The organism is Rothia sp. HMSC072B04 (assembly GCF_001813725.1).
Taxonomy (GTDB): Bacteria; Actinomycetota; Actinomycetes; order Actinomycetales; family Micrococcaceae; genus Rothia; species Rothia mucilaginosa.
Map to the genome: position 1 here is coordinate 387,970 of NZ_KV813803.1, position 17,606 is coordinate 405,575.

The 17,606-nt window shown below is 60.1% G+C and carries 11 protein-coding genes; 10 read left to right on the forward strand and 1 reads right to left on the reverse strand.

Annotation, left to right across the window (positions count from 1 at the left end; all coding sequences use genetic code 11):
- Window positions 1-74 precede the first annotated feature (74 nt).
- From nrdI to HMPREF2928_RS05975, 8 genes are all read left to right on the forward strand, one after another.
- The gene (gene nrdI, locus HMPREF2928_RS05940) at window positions 75-605 is read left to right on the forward strand and encodes a class Ib ribonucleoside-diphosphate reductase assembly flavoprotein NrdI (RefSeq protein WP_049342045.1); all 531 of its coding nucleotides are present in this window, start codon (window positions 75-77) and stop codon (window positions 603-605) included.
- Window positions 578-2,758, forward strand: coding sequence for a class 1b ribonucleoside-diphosphate reductase subunit alpha (gene nrdE, locus HMPREF2928_RS05945; RefSeq protein ID WP_070687681.1), 2,181 nt, complete (start codon window positions 578-580; stop codon window positions 2,756-2,758). The genes nrdI and nrdE overlap by 28 nt, the downstream gene beginning before the upstream one ends.
- Before the next feature lie 147 nt (window positions 2,759-2,905).
- Complete coding sequence (gene nrdF / locus HMPREF2928_RS05950; RefSeq protein WP_005508801.1) at window positions 2,906-3,883, forward strand: class 1b ribonucleoside-diphosphate reductase subunit beta; 978 nt, start codon at window positions 2,906-2,908, stop codon at window positions 3,881-3,883.
- A 300-nt stretch (window positions 3,884-4,183) separates the two neighbouring features.
- Window positions 4,184-5,227 (forward strand): zinc-dependent alcohol dehydrogenase family protein, encoded by a 1,044-nt coding sequence (locus tag HMPREF2928_RS05955; protein WP_070687683.1) that lies wholly within the window; start codon window positions 4,184-4,186, stop codon window positions 5,225-5,227.
- Window positions 5,228-5,460: 233 nt separating this feature from the next.
- On the forward strand, window positions 5,461-7,173 hold the full coding sequence (locus tag HMPREF2928_RS05960) for a formate--tetrahydrofolate ligase (protein ID WP_005505800.1): 1,713 nt from the start codon (window positions 5,461-5,463) through the stop codon (window positions 7,171-7,173).
- A 1,358-nt stretch (window positions 7,174-8,531) separates the two neighbouring features.
- Window positions 8,532-9,305, forward strand: a complete 774-nt coding sequence (locus HMPREF2928_RS05965) for an MBL fold metallo-hydrolase (protein ID WP_070687685.1) — start codon at window positions 8,532-8,534, stop codon at window positions 9,303-9,305.
- Window positions 9,306-9,445: 140 nt separating this feature from the next.
- Window positions 9,446-12,334: an excinuclease ABC subunit UvrA gene (gene uvrA / locus HMPREF2928_RS05970; RefSeq protein ID WP_070687687.1), complete on the forward strand. Its 2,889-nt coding sequence runs from the start codon at window positions 9,446-9,448 to the stop codon at window positions 12,332-12,334.
- Between the two features lie 112 nt (window positions 12,335-12,446).
- Window positions 12,447-13,526, forward strand: coding sequence for a GNAT family N-acetyltransferase (locus HMPREF2928_RS05975; protein WP_246823572.1), 1,080 nt, complete (start codon window positions 12,447-12,449; stop codon window positions 13,524-13,526).
- Between the two features lie 166 nt (window positions 13,527-13,692).
- On the opposite strand, the gene HMPREF2928_RS05980 is transcribed toward HMPREF2928_RS05975, so the two are convergent.
- Window positions 13,693-15,174: a glycoside hydrolase family 1 protein gene (locus tag HMPREF2928_RS05980; RefSeq protein WP_070687858.1), complete on the reverse strand. Its 1,482-nt coding sequence runs from the start codon at window positions 15,172-15,174 to the stop codon at window positions 13,693-13,695.
- 142 nt (window positions 15,175-15,316) lie between these two features.
- Here HMPREF2928_RS05980 and HMPREF2928_RS05985 point away from each other — a divergent pair, with 142 nt between their 5' ends.
- Window positions 15,317-16,015, forward strand: coding sequence for a lipoate--protein ligase family protein (locus HMPREF2928_RS05985; protein ID WP_070687691.1), 699 nt, complete (start codon window positions 15,317-15,319; stop codon window positions 16,013-16,015).
- 68 nt (window positions 16,016-16,083) lie between these two features.
- Window positions 16,084-16,974, forward strand: coding sequence for a fumarylacetoacetate hydrolase family protein (locus HMPREF2928_RS05990; RefSeq protein ID WP_049356817.1), 891 nt, complete (start codon window positions 16,084-16,086; stop codon window positions 16,972-16,974).
- Window positions 16,975-17,606: the final 632 nt, after the last annotated feature.

Below are 17,606 nucleotides of genomic sequence, written 5' to 3' on the forward strand. Positions count from 1 at the left end.
CAACCCTGCCGAAACCCGTACAAACGGAAAATCGGCACGGAACCACACCGGCCCACGAGAATAAGGAGTACAGATTGAGTACCGCCCTCACGCCCAACCCCGTCGACGAGCACGCAGAAATCCGCAAGATTCTTATGGATGCACGCAATGCTTCCGAGGGTCGAGCGACCGAGGACGAACTGGACGATACAGCGCCACTCATCGTGTACTTCTCCTCCATCTCCGGTAACACCCACAAGTTCGTGGAGAAGATCCGTGCCCGCCGCCTCCGCCTGCCGCTGCGCACCGGCGAAGACACCCTCATTCTTGATGAGCCGTTCGTGCTCATCGTCCCCACCTACGGCAAGCCCGAAGGCGCCGGTAACGTTCCCCCGCAGGTGGTTAAATTCCTGAACGTGGAGCAGAATCGCCACCACATACTCGGTGTGATTGGCTCCGGCAACACCAACTTTGGTCCGCTCTTCGGTATCGCGGCAGACATTGTCGCCAAGAAGTGCGATGTGCCCGTGCTCTTCAAATTTGAGCTCATGGGCACCGATTCAGATGTAGAAAAAGTCAACGAAGGATTGGAAGCATTTTGGACGCAAAACTGCCCTCAGCACTAGAAACTCTCGGTGCGAGCCACAACGGCAAGAGCGTGCCCGAGAAGTTCAAGGGTATGAGCTACCACGAGCTGAACGCACTGCTGAACCTCTACGATGAGAACGGCCAGATTCAGTTCGATGCAGACCGTCAGGCGGCACGTCAGTACTTCCTGCAGCACGTCAACAACAACACCGTCTTCTTCCACGACCTGGAAGAGAAGATCGAGTACCTGATCGAGAACCAGTACTACGAGCCGGAACTCTTCGACAAGTACAACTTCCAGTTCATTAAGAACCTGTTCAAGCGCGCCTACGCCGTGAAGTTCCGCTTCCCGACCTTCCTGGGTGCCTTCAAGTTCTACACCTCCTACGCGCTCAAGACCTTCGACGGTCAGCGCTACCTGGAGCGTTTCGAAGACCGCGTCTGCATGGTCGCACTGCTGCTGGCAGAAGGCAACGAGAAGCTCGCCGAAGACATCGTCGACGAGATTATCTCCGGCCGTTTCCAGCCGGCAACCCCCACCTTCCTCAACGCAGGTAAGCGTCAGCGCGGCGAGCTCGTCTCCTGCTTCCTGCTGCGCATGGAAGACAACATGGAGTCCATCGGCCGCTCCATCAACTCTGCACTGCAGCTCTCCAAGCGCGGCGGCGGCGTGGCATTCGCCCTGACCAACCTGCGCGAGTCCGGTGCGCCCATTAAGAAGATTGAGAACCAGTCCTCGGGCGTTATCCCCGTCATGAAGCTGCTGGAAGACGCCTTCTCCTACGCAAACCAGCTCGGCGCACGTCAGGGTGCCGGTGCCGTGTACCTGCACGCACACCACCCCGACATCTACGCCTTCCTGGACACCAAGCGTGAGAACGCTGACGAGAAGATCCGCATCAAGACCCTCTCCCTGGGCGTTGTCATCCCCGACATCACCTTCGAGCTGGCGAAGAAGAACGAGGACATGTACCTCTTCTCCCCGTACGATGTGGAACGCATCTACGGCGTGCCCTTCTCCGACATCAACGTCTCCGAGAAGTACTACGAGATGGTCGACGATGCACGCATCACCAAGACCAAGATCAACGCGCGTGAGTTCTTCCAGACCATCGCAGAGATCCAGTTCGAATCCGGCTACCCGTATGTGATGTTCGAAGACACCGTCAACCGCGCGAACCCCATCGCCGGTAAGATCATCATGTCCAACCTGTGCTCCGAGATCCTGCAGGTTTCTGAGCCGTCCACCTACCACGCTGACCTCGGCTACGAGACCGTCGGTAAGGACATCTCCTGCAACCTCGGTTCGCTGAACATTGCACTGACCATGGACGGCGACGACTTCGGCAAGACCGTGGAAACCGCGATTCGTTCGCTGACCTCCGTCTCCGACCAGTCCGACATCCGCTCCGTACCCTCCATCGAGCGCGGCAACAACATGAGCCACGCCGTGGGTCTGGGCCAGATGAACCTGCACGGCTACCTGGCACGCGAGCACGTCTACTACGGTTCCGAAGAAGCACTGGACTTCACCAACATGTACTTCTACACCGTCGCCTACCACGCAATCCGCGCCTCCATGCAGATTGCTAAGGAACGCGGCCAGCGTTTCGAGGGCTTCGAGAACTCGAAGTACGCATCCGGTGAGTTCTTCGCAAAGTACATTGAGAAGGAATGGGCACCGCAGACCGAGCGTACCCGCGAACTGTTCGCTAAGCACCACATCCCCACCCGTGAAGAGTGGATTCAGCTGGCTGCTGACGTGGCACAGTACGGCATGTACAACCAGAACCTGCAGGCTGTTCCGCCGACCGGCTCCATCTCCTACATCAACGGTTCGACCTCTTCGATTCACCCGATCGCTTCGAAGATTGAGATCCGCAAGGAAGGCAAGCTCGGCCGCGTCTACTACCCGGCGCCGTACATGACCAACGAGAACCTGGACTACTACCAGGACTCCTACGAAATTGGTTACGAGAAGATCATCGACACCTACGCCGTGGCAACCCAGCACGTGGACCAGGGCCTGTCGCTGACCCTCTTCTTCCGCGATACCGCAACCACCCGCGATATCAACCGCGCCCAGATTTACGCATGGCGTAAGGGCATCAAGACCATCTACTACATCCGTCTGCGTCAGATGGCTCTTGAAGGTACCGAGGTTGAAGGCTGCGTATCCTGCATGCTCTAGCCCGAATGCTGTGACGCATTCAGCCTGAGCTGGCACACTATAACTAAAGACTGGAAGGGGCGGTTACGGTAAACACGCAAACCGCCTGCGCGACTGGCTGGCCGCGCGTGGCACCGTAACCGCCCCTTAAGAATCGGAGAATTACTAATGAGCGAAAAGGTGAAGCTCGTCGACCACGTGGTCGAGGCTATCAACTGGAACCGTATTGAGGACGAGAAGGACCTTGAGGTTTGGGATCGTCTGACCGGTAACTTCTGGCTGCCGGAGAAGGTGCCGCTGAGCAACGACGTGCCCTCCTGGAAGACCCTGACCGAGGAAGAGAAGCAGCTGACCATGCGCGTCTTCACCGGTCTGACCCTGCTGGACACCATCCAGGGTACCGTCGGTGCTGTGTCCCTGCTGCCGGACGCTGTGACCGCGCACGAAGAGGCCGTGTACACCAACATTGCGTTCATGGAGTCCGTGCACGCAAAGTCGTACTCCTCGATCTTCTCGACCCTCGCCTCCACTAAGGAGATTGACGAGGCGTTCCGCTGGGCTGCTGAGAATGAGCACCTGCAGAAGAAGGCGAAGATTGTTCTGTCCTACTACACCGGTGACGACCCGCTGAAGAAGAAGGTTGCCTCCACTCTGCTGGAGTCCTTCCTGTTCTACTCGGGCTTCTACCTGCCCATGTACTGGTCTTCGCACGCGAAGCTGACCAACACCGCTGACCTGATTCGTCTGATTATTCGTGACGAGGCAGTGCACGGCTACTACATTGGCTACAAGTTCCAGCGCGGCCTGGCGAAGGAGTCCGCGGAGCGTCAGGCAGAGCTGAAGGAGTACACCTTCAACCTACTGTACGAACTGTACGAGAACGAGGTGGCGTACACCCACTCCCTGTATGACGGTGTGGGTTGGAGTGAGGACGTGAAGAAGTTCCTGCACTACAACGCTAACAAGGCTCTGATGAACCTGGGCTACGAGCCGATGTTCCCGGCGACCGTGACTAACGTGTCCCCGGCGATCCTGTCGGCACTGTCCCCGAACGCTGATGAGAACCACGACTTCTTCTCCGGTTCCGGCTCTTCCTACGTGATCGGTAAGGCCGTGAACACCGAGGACGAGGACTGGGACTTCTAAGCACCCTTCTCGCCTTCAGATATAAGGCTGAATAAACCGAGCGGAACCCCCGCGTGTCCACTGTGGATGCGCGGGGGTTCCGCCGTTTAACCGGGCTATCTAGTGTGCCGAGATGCCCAGACTTTCCCGGTGTAACCTGGCGTGGAAGCGCTGGGGAATCGGGGGAGTTGGAGCGGTCTTTCTGGTTCCGACTGTCGGAATTTTTACCTTCACCCCGTAGCATAAAAAATTATTGATATATCGGGGTGCGGGGCGTACTCTGATACGACTAACCATCAACGCAGATTTGAAAGGAACATCATGCGTTCAGTTGTCATGGAAGCCCCCGGCAAAGTCGTCGTCAACGAAGTCGACAAGCCGACCCTCCTCGAACCCACCGACGCCATCATCAAGCTCGCCGCATCCTGCATCTGTGGCTCCGACCTGTGGCCCTACCGCGGCGCACAGCCCGTTGACCACCGGGCAATGGGCCACGAATACATCGGTGAGGTCGTCGAGGTCGGCTCCGAGGTCACCACCGTAGCCCCCGGCGACTTCGTCGTAGGCTCCTTCTGCATCTCCTGCGGCGAATGCGAAACCTGCACCGCAGGCTACCCCTCCCGCTGCCTCAAGGCAATCGCGGCAGGCGACGCCTTCATTGGCGCACGCTCCAACGGCACCCAGGCAGAATACGCCCGCGTACCCTTCGCAGACGGCACCCTCGTCAAGACCCCCGCCGCACCCACCGAAGAGCAGATCCCGCACCTGATGGCGGCATCCGATGTGCTCGGCACCGGCTGGTACGTAGCAGACGCAGCGCAGGCAGGCCCCGGCAAGACCATCGTCGTTGTTGGCGACGGCGCGGTCGGCCTGAGCGCAGTTATCGGCGCTAAGCAGCTCGGCGCGGAGAAGATCATCATCATGTCCCGCAACCCCGAACGTCAGGCGCTCGCTAAGGCATTCGGCGCAACCCACATTGTGGAAGAGCGCGGCGAAGAGGGCATCGCCAAGGTTCTGGAGCTCACCGACGGCGTGGGCGCACACGGCGTCGCGGAGGCTGTCGGCACTCAGCAGTCCTTCGACCAGGCTCTCGGTTGCGTACGCCACGGCGGCTACATCGGCTTCGTGGGCGTGCCGCACGACAGCTCCATCGGCACCGATAAGCTCTTCGGCAAGCAGGTTCACCTGGAAGGTGGCCCCGCCCCCGTGCGCAAGTACCTGCCGACCCTCATCGACCTGATTTACAAGGGCGAAATTGAGCCCGGCCGTGTCTTCGACCTGGTTCTGCCCATTGACGAGGCGGCTAAGGGTTACGAGGCAATGGACCAGCGTACCGCTACCAAGGTTCTGCTGACTATGCCGTAATAGCCGCTCGTATCGCCGGTTCCTATACCGGCTGCTGTACCCGCAACCCGGCGTATATGCGCTACTAATCCCCGCACCGATCCTGCCGCTCCACGTGAGCGCAGGGTGCCGGTCGCGGGGATTAGTGCATTAAAAATTGGGTTTATTTGCCACCTTCCGGCGAGGTGAGGGACAAATGAGTGAGCCAAGGCATAGAATAAAAGAGCATGATTCGTACAACTCGAAGGATGACAATGACGAAGAAGCCTTTCCCTTCCGACCTCGAAATCGCACTTGCCGCCGATCTTTGGCCTATTAACAAGATCGCAGCAGACAACGGCATCAGCGAAGATCGCCTTGAACCCTACGGCAAGTATGTCGCTAAGGTCCTCCTCGACGAAACCACCAACGCAGAGACTGCCCGCAAGCGCGGCTCCAAGTACATCGTGGTTACCGCAGTCACCCCCACCCCGCTCGGTGAAGGTAAGACCGCAACTTCCGTCTCCCTCGCACAGGGCTTCGCACAGACCGGCCGCAAGGCAATCCTGGCTCTGCGCCAGCCCGCAATGGGCCCGACCTTCGGCATCAAGGGCGGCGCAGCAGGCGGCGGCTACTCCCAGATCGTTCCCATGGAGAAGCTGAACCTGCACCTGACCGGCGACTTCCACGCCGTCACCGCAGCACACAACCTGCTTGCCGCCATGATCGACAACCACCTGCACCACGGCAACGAGCTGCGCATCGACCCGCGCGCAATCGAGTGGCGCCGCGTTATCGACATGAACGACCGCTCCCTGCGCAACATCGTCGTGGGCCTGGGCGAACGCATGGACGGCGTGGTCCGCGAGACCGGTTTCGACATCACCAGCGCCTCCGAAATCATGGTGATTCTCTCGCTGGCAACCTCCTTCAAGGACCTCCGCGAGCGCCTGGCAAAGATTGTGATCGGCCTGAACTACGACGGCGAGCCCGTCACCGCAGCCGACCTGAAGGCTGACGGCGCAATGTCCGTCATCCTGGCAGACGCAATCAACCCGAACCTGCTGCAGACCCTGGAGCACACCCCCGCACTGATTCACGCGGGCCCCTTCGGCAACATCGCAACCGGTAACTCCTCCGTGGTCGCCGACTACGTTGGTCTGGAGTACTCCGACTACGTGATTACCGAGGCTGGCTTCGGTGCCGATATGGGTGCGGAGCGTTTCTTCAACGTCAAGTGCCGCGTCTCCGGCCTGAAGCCGGACGCAGCAGTGCTCGTCGTAACCGTGCGCTCCCTGAAGTCCCACTCCGGCCTGTACAAGATCGTTCCGGGCAAGCCCCTGCCCGAAGGCATGCTGCAGGAAAGCCCCTCCGACGTGGAGAAGGGCGCAGAGAACCTGAAGAAGCACATCGAGATTGTGCGCAACTTCGGTGTTCAGCCGGTCGTGGCAATCAACGCCTTCCCGACCGACTTCGAGTCCGAGCACGAGACCATCCGCCGTATTGCTGAGGAAGCCGGTGCTCGCGTCGCTATCCACCGCGGTGTGGCTGAGGGCGGTAAGGGCACCACCGACCTGGCGGACGTGGTTGCTGAGGCATGTGACGACGTTTCGGATCTGAAGTACACCTACGATCTTGAGGACTCCATCGAGACCAAGATTGAGAAGGTTGCGACCAAGGTCTACGGCGCGGACGGCATTTCGATTGCTCCCGCTGCCGCTAAGCAGCTGAAGCGTTTCGCTGAGCTGGGCTACTCGCACCTGCCCGTGGTTATCGCGAAGACCCACCTGTCCATCTCTTCGGATGCAACTCTGAAGGGCGCACCGACCGGCTGGACTCTGCCCGTGCGCGAGGTTCGCCTGGCTGCAGGTGCTGGCTACGTCTACGCTATCTGCGGCACCATGCGCACTATGCCGGGTCTGAGCAAGAGCCCCGCAGCTGAGCGCATCGGCTTCGACGAGAATGGCGTGATGATCGGCCTGTCCTAAGGCGGCTGTTCCAGCTGATTTATAGCTAGTGGAGGCGGCGCTCCTTCCCCACAGCGGGGGAGAGGCGCCGCCTTTGCTGTAGCCTGTGGCGCTTTTGTGGAGTGGCTCTGCCCCAGATATATGGAAGCATGAGGGGCGAATACGAGGTGCGCAACGCTTGAGGGCGGGGGAGCGGAGCTCTTGAAAATAGAGTGAAACTAGGTTGCAGCCAGGCTACAACCCGGGCTGAAACTAGGCTGCAACCAGGCATCAACCAGGGGGAGTGAAGGATCCTGAAACCCCTAGTGGAGGGGTCTTTCAACCTTTCATTGAGGCTTCTATAGCGCCTGTTTTGAGGGCGGAATTGGTACGTGCTGGTTAATAATTGGGCTCTATTTGTGCTTGAAGGTCAGGTTTTATTAAACAATCTGTAGAGGTTGATTTTTTAGTGACACACTGTCTTGCATTTTGTGAAAATACGGCATTGACTAGGTATTTTGCTTTTTGAAAGGGGTTTTAATGGGTGCACTCAGTGAACCTGAAAGTGGGGCTGATGTTATTGTTTTGTAATAAAACCTCTACTTTAGGGGGTACCTACAGGGGTAAAACAGACCAATTGATTTTGCCCTCGCGCGAATAATTGTGTAGATTTTGAACGGTGAGCAGTACATTTTTTCCCGCTTATGAAGTTGCAAGTACTTGAAGATACTTTCACCTTAACCCTCTACTTCCGCAGAATACCGGGCTAAAACTGGGTATTGAACCTTTGGGATTGCCGAGTGCGGAGCTTAAGTTAAAGGTGCACCGAAGTGCCAAAAGAGGGAAATTCTAAAATTATTTTGGGTGAAATAAGTCACGCTAAAACTCGAAAAAAATGAAATTGGTACGTATGGATACCCTAAAAAACACCTGTTTTTATTACAGAATGATTACAATGAGGTGCGGGTCACTAAATCCGGCTCTCCGTACCAAATTGGGTGGTAAAACAGCCCCCAAAAAGTTCGCTACTATTGAGTCATCAAGTAATCGTGAGATTTCCAAAGTCCTCGGGTTGCTTGTGTTTGAGTGAGTGATAGATACCCCTGGGTGTCATGAGAAGCGACTGTGTATCGATGCGCAGTCGCTTCTCTGTTTAACTTTTGAATTTCGCTGTTTGAATTTCACTGAACCCTCAGCCGGGCGGGATCCAGCCGAAACCTAATCCGCGCTGAACCCAATCCGTACCGAGCGTGCTCCAGAATCTGTTCCCTGTGCATCCTATACATACAACCCGCACATGCACCCGTACATGTATCCCGCGCGTTCAACGCCGAATGCGCTGATAGGGGAGCGAACCGCATAGGCGCATGCTGTGCGGTCACAACCCCTACACTGGAACTATGACTACTTACCCCGAACCCACCCTCATCTTCGAGAACCCCGAACTGACCGTCCGTGCGTTCAGCGTCTCCGAGATGGACAACAGCGTCTACCTCATCACCATGCGCGCCACCGGCGAGCAGGTGCTCATCGACCCTGCAGACGACGCAGAAGAACTCTACGCTTTCACTCTCGACGCGCTCCTGAATGACTGCCCGCAGCTTGAACTGGCAGACGGCGAAGAACGCCGCGTGCGCGTCATGGAGAAGGAAGAGGACTTCAACTCCATCAGGCCCCGCGCAATCGGTCTGACCGGCATCCTGGTCACCCACGGCCACTGGGACCACATCCGCGCTATTAAGGAGCTCGACCACCTCACCGGTGCCGTGACCTCCGCGGGTGCAGCTGACGCTGCTGAGATTAAGGAACTGGAAGACTACACCGTCGAAGAAGAACTGACCGGCGGCGAAAGCTTCGACTTCTACCTCTCCGACACCGTCATCCGCGCCCTGCACGTGCCCGGCCACACCCCCGGATCCATCGTCTACACCCTCGAAGCCACCTGGGAAGACGGTACCCCCGCAACCCTGCTGTTCACCGGCGACACTCTCTTCCCCGGCGGCGTGGGTAAGACCGACTCCCCGCAGCAGTTCGGTGAGCTCTTCTCCAACGTGCTCGAAAAGCTCTTCGGCGGCTTCGAAGATGACGCCATCGTGCTACCCGGCCACGGCCGCTCCACCACCCTTGGCGACGAGCGCCCCCACCTGGAAGAGTGGGGAACCCGCGGCTGGTAGGCCGCACTTGATGAATTGCGCCTCCTAGTCCACCTCATATAAGTACTGCACCCTCATGCCTTCACCCGCCGCATAATCCCGCTGGTGAAAGGCGTGAGGGTGTAGAATTTAAGTTCGAAGATAAGACGAAAGGATTTTCGATGACACCCCGCCCGGCACACGGTAGCACCGCACTCAAAGCGAACGATCTGACCAGCATCCGGGTTCAGGGTGCCCGCGAAAACAACCTCAAGAACGTAGACCTCACCATTCCGCGTGATGCGATGGTCGTCTTCACCGGCCTCTCCGGCTCCGGTAAGTCCTCCCTCGCCTTCGACACCATCTTTGCGGAAGGTCAGCGCCGCTACGTCGAGTCGCTGTCCTCCTACGCGCGTATGTTCCTCGGACAGGTCGACAAGCCCGACGTAGACTTCATCGAGGGCCTCTCCCCGGCGGTGTCTATCGACCAGAAGTCCACCTCCAAGAACCCGCGCTCAACCGTCGGTACCATCACCGAAATCTACGACTACATGCGTCTGCTCTGGGCGCGCATCGGCCACCCGCACTGCCCCGAATGCGGCGAAGAAATCACCCAGCAGACCCCGCAGCAGATTGTGGATATTCTGCAGGAGTACCCCGAACGCACCCGCCTGCAGATCCTCGCACCCGTCGTCAGCGCACATAAGGGCGAGTTCGTAGACCTCTTCAAGGATCTGCTCACCCAGGGGTACTCGCGTGCCCGTGTGGACGGCGAAACCGTGCAGCTCTCCGACCCGCCCAAGCTCGCCAAGCAGTACAAGCACACCATCGAGGTGGTCGTCGACCGCATCGTCATTAAGGACGGTATCCATCAGCGCCTGACCGATTCCATCGAAACCGCGCTCAAGCTCGCCGACGGCCGCGTGCTCATCGACTTCGTGGACCGCGAGCAGGACGACCCCGAACGCACCCGCTCCTTCAGTGAAAACCTCGCCTGCCCCAATAATCACCCGCTGCAGATTGACACCATCGAGCCGCGCGCCTTCTCCTTCAACTCGCCGTTCGGCGCATGTAGCGCCTGCGACGGCATCGGCTCTCGCCTGGAAGTAGACACCGAACTGCTCGTACCCAATCCCGACCTGACCCTCGGCGAGGGCGCTATCGCTCCCTGGTCGCAGGGCAAAGCAACCACCGAATACTGGCTACGCCTGCTCGCAGGCCTGGGGGAGGAGCTCGGCTTCGACCTGAACACCCCCTTCAAGGACCTGCCCGCCAAGACCCGCGCCGCCATCCTGGACGGCAAGGACTACAAGGTTGAGGTGTCCTACCGCAACCGATTCGGCCGCGAACGCCGCTACACCTCCGGATTCGAAGGCGTGAAGGCGTACATCAAGCGCAAGCACGAAGAAACCGAATCGGACTTCGCCCGCGACCGCTACGAACAGTACATGCGCCAGGTTGCCTGCCCCTCCTGCGGTGGCGCGCGCCTGAACCCGACCATCCTCGGTGTGAAGGTCGGCGGCCAGTCCATCGCAGACATTACCGACCTGTCCCTGGCTGACGCGCTCGCCTTCGTGCGTAGCCTGCAGCTCAGCGCCCGCGAAGCCAAGATTGGCGAGCAGGTCCTCAAAGAAATTGACGCGCGCCTGCAGTTCCTGCTGGACGTGGGCCTGGACTACCTGACCCTCTCACGCTCCGCCGGTACGCTCTCCGGCGGTGAGGCGCAGCGCATCCGCCTCGCAACCCAGATCGGTTCGGGTCTGGTCGGCGTGCTCTACGTGCTCGACGAGCCCTCCATCGGCCTGCACCAGCGCGATAACCGCCGCCTCATTGAAACCCTGACCAAGCTGCGCGACATGGGCAACACGCTTATCGTGGTTGAGCACGACGAAGACACCATGCGCGAGGCCGACTGGATTGTGGATGTAGGACCCGGCGCCGGCGAGCACGGCGGCGAAATCGTGCACTCCGGCAGCTTTGAGGAGCTGCTGAAGAATACCAAGTCCATTACCGGCGACTACATGGCTGGCCGCCGTAGCATTGAGGTGCCCGCATCCCGCCGCTCCGTGGACAAGGAACGCGAGCTGACCGTGCGCGGCGCCCGCGAAAACAACCTCAAGAACGTGACCGTATCCTTCCCGCTGGGCGTATTCACCGCGGTGACCGGCGTGTCTGGATCGGGTAAATCCACCCTCGTCAACGACATTCTGTACACCTCCCTGGCGAACAAGCTCAACGGCGCCAAACAGGTACCCGGCCGCCACAAGAGCATCGACGGCCTGGAACACCTGGACAAGGTCATTCACGTGGACCAGTCGCCCATCGGACGCACCCCGCGCTCGAACCCCGCCACCTACACCGGCGTGTTCGACCACATCCGCAAGCTGTTCGCAGAGACCAGCGAAGCGAAAATGCGCGGCTACACCCCGGGTCGATTCTCCTTCAACGTCAAGGGCGGCCGCTGCGAGGACTGCTCCGGTGACGGCACCCTGAAGATTGAAATGAACTTCCTGCCGGACGTGTACGTGCCCTGCGAAACCTGCCACGGCAAGCGCTACAACCGCGAAACCCTCGAAGTGCACTACAAGGGCAAGACCATTGCCGACGTACTCGAAATGCCTGTGGAAGAAGCCGCAGAGTTCTTCGCCGCGTTCACCCCGATTGCGCGCCACCTGAACACCCTCGTGGACGTGGGCCTGGGCTACATTCGCCTGGGCCAGCCCGCAACCACCCTCTCCGGCGGTGAAGCGCAGCGCGTGAAGCTCGCAACCGAACTGCAGAAGCGCTCCAACGGCCGCTCCATCTACGTGCTGGACGAGCCGACCACCGGCCTGCACTTTGAAGACATCCGCAAGCTGCTCGCCGTGCTGCAATCGCTGGTCGACAAGGGCAATAGCGTCATCACTATTGAACATAACCTGGACGTGGTCAAGTGCGCCGACTGGATCATCGACATGGGCCCCGAAGGCGGTAGCGGCGGCGGCACCGTGATTGCTGAAGGAACCCCGGAACAGGTGGCTCAGGTGAAGGGCTCGCACACCGGCGCGTTCCTTGCCGAGATCCTGAACTAGTCAAAAATTTGCCCTAGAGGAAACCTACGTGACTGATACTCAAGGAACTGAACCCACGCGGGGAGCCGAGCGCTCTCCGGGTGCAGCGGGCTTTGGAGCACGCCGTGGCGCTATGAACCGTGGCGCTGTGACCACCGCGGACCGTGCGCGGCACATCCTGCACACCCAGCTGGAGGCGGACTTCTGCCAGGCACCCGGCTCGATTAGCCGCGCCCTCGAAGAGCTACGCGACTACCCGGACGCCGAGAGCCTGCCGCTACTCGCCACCGTGCAGCCTCCCTCCGAGAAGATGGGTGCCGCACGCCGCCGCAACGACGACATCTGGGAGTTGCGCGTCGCCAACTACGCGAGCGTCGGCATTCTCTGCGCCAAGCATCCGCGCGTGCTGGACAAGGCCATCGACTACATGCTCGGTGACCAGTCGAACTGGCTGGGCGATTACGCGCAGCTGCGCCAGCTCAACGAACTGCTCACCCCCTACACCCAGCAGGTCAGCGGCACGAGCATCTACTACACGCCCGGCCGCGCCCTGCTGAACTCGGTCGTACCCGAGGGCGTGCAGGCGCAGGAGGTCAAGTGCGCCGTGCCCGGTGTGGGTATGATGCGCCGCGTTGACCCCGCCGAGCTGAAGGCTGCGCTGCTCGCCGAAATCACGGGCGAGCGCACCATCTGCAGGGAGGCGAACGCTTCCGCGGGTGCCCTTGAGGTCGACCCAGAGGACACCGAGGCGCGCGTAACCCGCCTGCGCGTGGAGCTGCTGGACGCTGAACAGTTTGAGCGTTTCCGCGGGGACAAACGCTACTCGAACGCGCTGGGCTTTAGCGAACGCCGCCCGGATGTGCTGGTGCTCGCCGCATACCCGGTGGATGAGAACGCATCTAAGGCACCTGATGCACCCGCGGCGGGGGAGAGCCCCGCGCTCGCAGACCCTATCGCTATGGTTGGCCTGAGTGACGATTCACCGATTATGCGTCAGATCGGCATTGATGTGCTGCCCGCCTGGCGTGGCGCAGGTATCGCCAGCGTGCTGGTGCGTGATGCGGCACGCCTGGCCCTGGCGGAAGGGTACCTGCCGTTCTACGGTACGAGCCCGTCGCACATGCTGTCGCAGAGGGTTGCGATGAATGCCGGGTTGGTGCCGACCTGGTGGGAGTACGTATCCACCAGCCTGAACGACCTACCCATGGACTAGAGCCGTCTGCGCTAGGCATAACAGGCACTAGACAAACAGCATATGCGCGAAAGCCCCCGAGATTCAGAGTCTCGGGGGCTTTCTGTTACTGAGTTTCGCGTGTTAGCCGCGCGGGGTTCAGTGTCTAGAGTCGCCGCATAAGGAACAACTTCTAGAGCCTCAGCTTCTAAAGCTCCGCGCCGTTGCTGGTAATTACCTCGCGGTACCAGTGGAAGGACTTCTTGCGGTAGCGTGCCAGGGTGCCGGTGCCGTCGTCGTTGCGGTCCACGTAGATGAATCCGTAGCGCTTGGACATCTGCGCGGTGGAGGCGCTAATCATGTCGATGCAACCCCAGGTGGTGTAGCCGAGCACGTTCACGCCGTCCTCAATCGCCTCGCGCACGGCCTGTAGGTGCTGGCGCAGGTAGTCGATGCGGTAGTCATCCTCCACGGTGAGCTCGCCGTTCACCTCGACCAGTTCGTCGCGGGCGCCCAGGCCGTTCTCCACGATGAATAGCGGCTTCTGCCAGCGGTCCCAATACTGGTTGAGGACCACGCGCAGACCGGTCGGGTCGATCTGCCAGCCCCATTCACTGGCAGGTAGGGTCGGGTTCACCACGCCACCGAGGATGTTGCCTTCGCCGCGCTCGCCTCGTGCCGGGTCGCCGGTCGCGCAGGTGGACATGTAGTAGCTGAACGACACGAAATCCACGGTGTTCTTCAGGTCCTCGCGGTCCTGCTCGGTGATATTCAGCTCCACGCCCTTCTCACGCAGGGCACGCAGGAAGTAGCCGGGGTATGCGCCGCGCACGTGCACGTCACCGAACGCGAAGTTCGCCTGCTCCGTCTGCATGGCGGCGAGTACGTCGGCGGGGTCGGGGGTGAGCGGGTAGGTGGGCATGGCAAGAATCATGCAACCGACCTGGGCACCGGGCGCCAGTTCGCGTGCCGCAGCGGTGGCGCGCGCGGAGGCGACCAGTTCGTGGTGCATCGCCTGGTACAGGTCGGCGTCGCTGAGCTGATCCGCCGGGGTGTTAATACCGCCGGACATGAACGGCAGGTGCAGCATCGAGTTGATTTCGTTGAAGGTCAGCCAGTACTTCACACGCTTGCCGTAGCGGGCGAACACGGTGCGGGCGTAGCGTTCGTAGAAGCCGATGAGTTCGCGGCTGGTCCAGCCGTTGTACTGCTCCACCAGGTGCAGCGGGGTTTCGTAGTGGCTGAGGGTGATGAGCGGCTCCATGCCGTGCTTTTCAAGCTCGTCGAGCACGCGGTCGTAGAAGGCGAGGCCCGCCTCGTTCGGGGTTTCTTCGTCGCCCCGGGGGAAGATACGCGACCAGGCGATGGAGAAGCGGAAAACCTTGAAACCCATCTCCGCGAGCAGGGCGATGTCTTCACGGTAGCGGTGGTAGAAGTCGATGCCCTCCAGCTTGAGGTTGTCCTCGGTGGGTTCGGCGGTGCGCGGATGCAGGCCGCCGGCGGGCAGCACATCCTGCAGGCTGGGGCCCTTGCCGTCTTCGTTCCAGGCGCCCTCGAACTGGTTGGCGGCGGTGGCGCCTCCGAAGAGGAAGCCGGCGGGGAACGCGCCGAGCGGCTGCGGCTCGGTCAGTGCCGGGTTGGAGTTGGGCAGAGGGGCGGGTTGGGCGGTGATGTGCTGGTCCTGATGCACGGCATCCTCCAAGGTGTTTTGGGGTTTTCTTCTACCCTAGCGGAGGGGGTGGGGGATTACTAGGTTTTAGCTACCCGGGTGGGCGTTTTCGCATTGTGGGGAGACGTAGGAGCTGTGGCGGGCGTAACCGTAAAATAGGAACGTGCAGATTATTCGAGAGACCGGTCCCGAATCCGGCGATATCCTCATTCACCACGACCAGACGGTGCAGATGCTCCGCGAGGTGGCAAGCGGGCAGCGTGAAGCCACCTTGCGCATGTATCAGCCAAACCCGACGGTCGCGTTCGGCCGCCGTGACGAACTGAACCCCGGCTTCGCGGAAGCCGCCGCGGCGTGCGCCGAGCACGGCTTTGAGGTGCTGGTGCGCAAGGTCGGCGGGCACGCCGCCGCCTACCATCAGGGGTGCCTGGTCGTGGACCATTTTCAGCCCGCCTCCGATGCCCGCAGCGGCAACACCCTACGCTACGAACTGTTCGGTTCCATGTACGCGCAGGCGCTCCGCGAGGTCGGCGTGGATGCGCGCATGGGCGAGATTCCGGGGGAGTACTGCCCCGGCGAGTATTCGGTGCACGCGCAGCTTCCCGCCTCCGCAGGTGGTGGCCGCATTAAACTGGTCGGCACTGCCCAGCGTGTGGTGACTGGCGGCTGGTGGTTCAGCACCGGCATCGTGGTCTCTGACTCTGCACCCCTGCGGGTGGTCACCGCGGATGTGTACCGTGCCCTCGGCATGGAGCTGGACCCCGCCACGGTCGGCGCGGCGCAGGACGCAAACCCTGCCCTGCTCATGGAAGACCTGGAAGACGCCATCGTTGAGGTGTACGCCCAAAACGGCTTTCACTAGGTTGTTTTATTTCTGACTTTTATCCGTAACTTATTCGAGATATCCCCACCTGAAGCGAAGGAGCATCCATGCGTTGGGCACAAATTAAAGACTCGAAGGGCAGCCGCGCGGTCTGCTTCTTCGAAGAGACCGTGTACGAGCTTCCGGCGAAGCTCAGCCCGCTACTGAATTTCTACAGCCGGTTCCGGCTGAACTTTGGCGACCCGAAGAACGCCGTGGCGATCCTGAAGGAGAACGGCGCGACCGTCATGGGTCACGGCGAGGAGCTGTGGAACTCCCTACCCTTTATTCGCCCGCTGGATAAGCCCGGCAAGATTGTGTGCGCCGGCCTGAACTACCGCGACCACGCCGCGGAAATGAACCTTGAGGTGCCCGAGCATCCGGCGCTGTTCGCGAAGTTCCCGAACGCGCTGATTGGCCCCGGCGAGCAGATCCGCATGCCCGCCGCCGACGGCACCGGCAGCACGAAAATCGACTGGGAGGTTGAGCTGTGCCTGGTCGTGGGCGCTCGCCTGCGTAATGCCACGGAGGAGCAGGCACTTGAGGCTCTGATGGGGTACACGGTCATGAATGATGTGTCGGTGCGCGACTGGCAGGGTCGTTCCTCGGAGTGGTTCCAGGGTAAGAACTGGGATGCGATGACTCCGTTTGGTCCGGTGATTGTGAGCCCCGATGAGGTTGACCCGGTTGCCGGCCTGGAGCTGGTCTGTGAGGTGGATGGTGTGGTGCGTCAGCGCGGCACGACGGCGGATATGGTGTTCACTCCGGCGCAGCTGCTGTCCTATATTTCGCGGTTTATGACCCTGGAGCCGGGTGACCTGGTGGCGACGGGTACCCCGGCTGGGGTTGGCTTGTCGCTGCATCCGCGTCAGTGGTTGAAGCCGGGGCAGACGGTGCGCACCCGCATTGAGGGCATTGGTGAGCTGGTGAATGTCTGCTCGGAGGCGGGCGCCCTGTAGCTATCCGGTAGCTCTGTGAGTAATCGCTATTGAACCCACCTGAACCCACGGAGGCGGGTGCGGCACCTGCTATTGGGTGCACCGCAAGGCACCCACAAGTGAATATCTATGCACCCCGCATGTGTTTTTGAGGCGCATGCGGGGTGTTTCTATGCTTTCTAAAGCTCCCGGTGGGCGGCTTGGAATTCTTGGAATGTACAGTGAAGGGTGTCCTGCGCGGGGGAGTGTGGTGCATGCATGGTTACACACTGTTAAACACACGCAAACTTTAAACTTTGACCTAAATTTTAGGGTTTTGGGTGGGTTTTGTGGGTCTGTAGGGGGAAACAAGGGGTGCTCCCCGGTGGTGATTGCGACTCGAAAATGGTTGATGGGGCTCACAAAAGCCCTGTTTCAGTGACTGAGACCATACCTACCCTCGGTACGGAATCCCAAATTGTGGTCACGTGTGAGAAATTCAACAGACCGTTTTGGCGCGTCATTCCGGGAACTTTGAGGTTGAGGGTTTAGTTTCCCGTGCGCATTTTTCGTTTTTCTGAAGCTAAACTCGCTTGACTAGGAGTAACGCTAAAACACTGCGGTGCAAATTCCGAAAACCTGAACATCTATCAATGCACGCAGGTGTAAAGAAA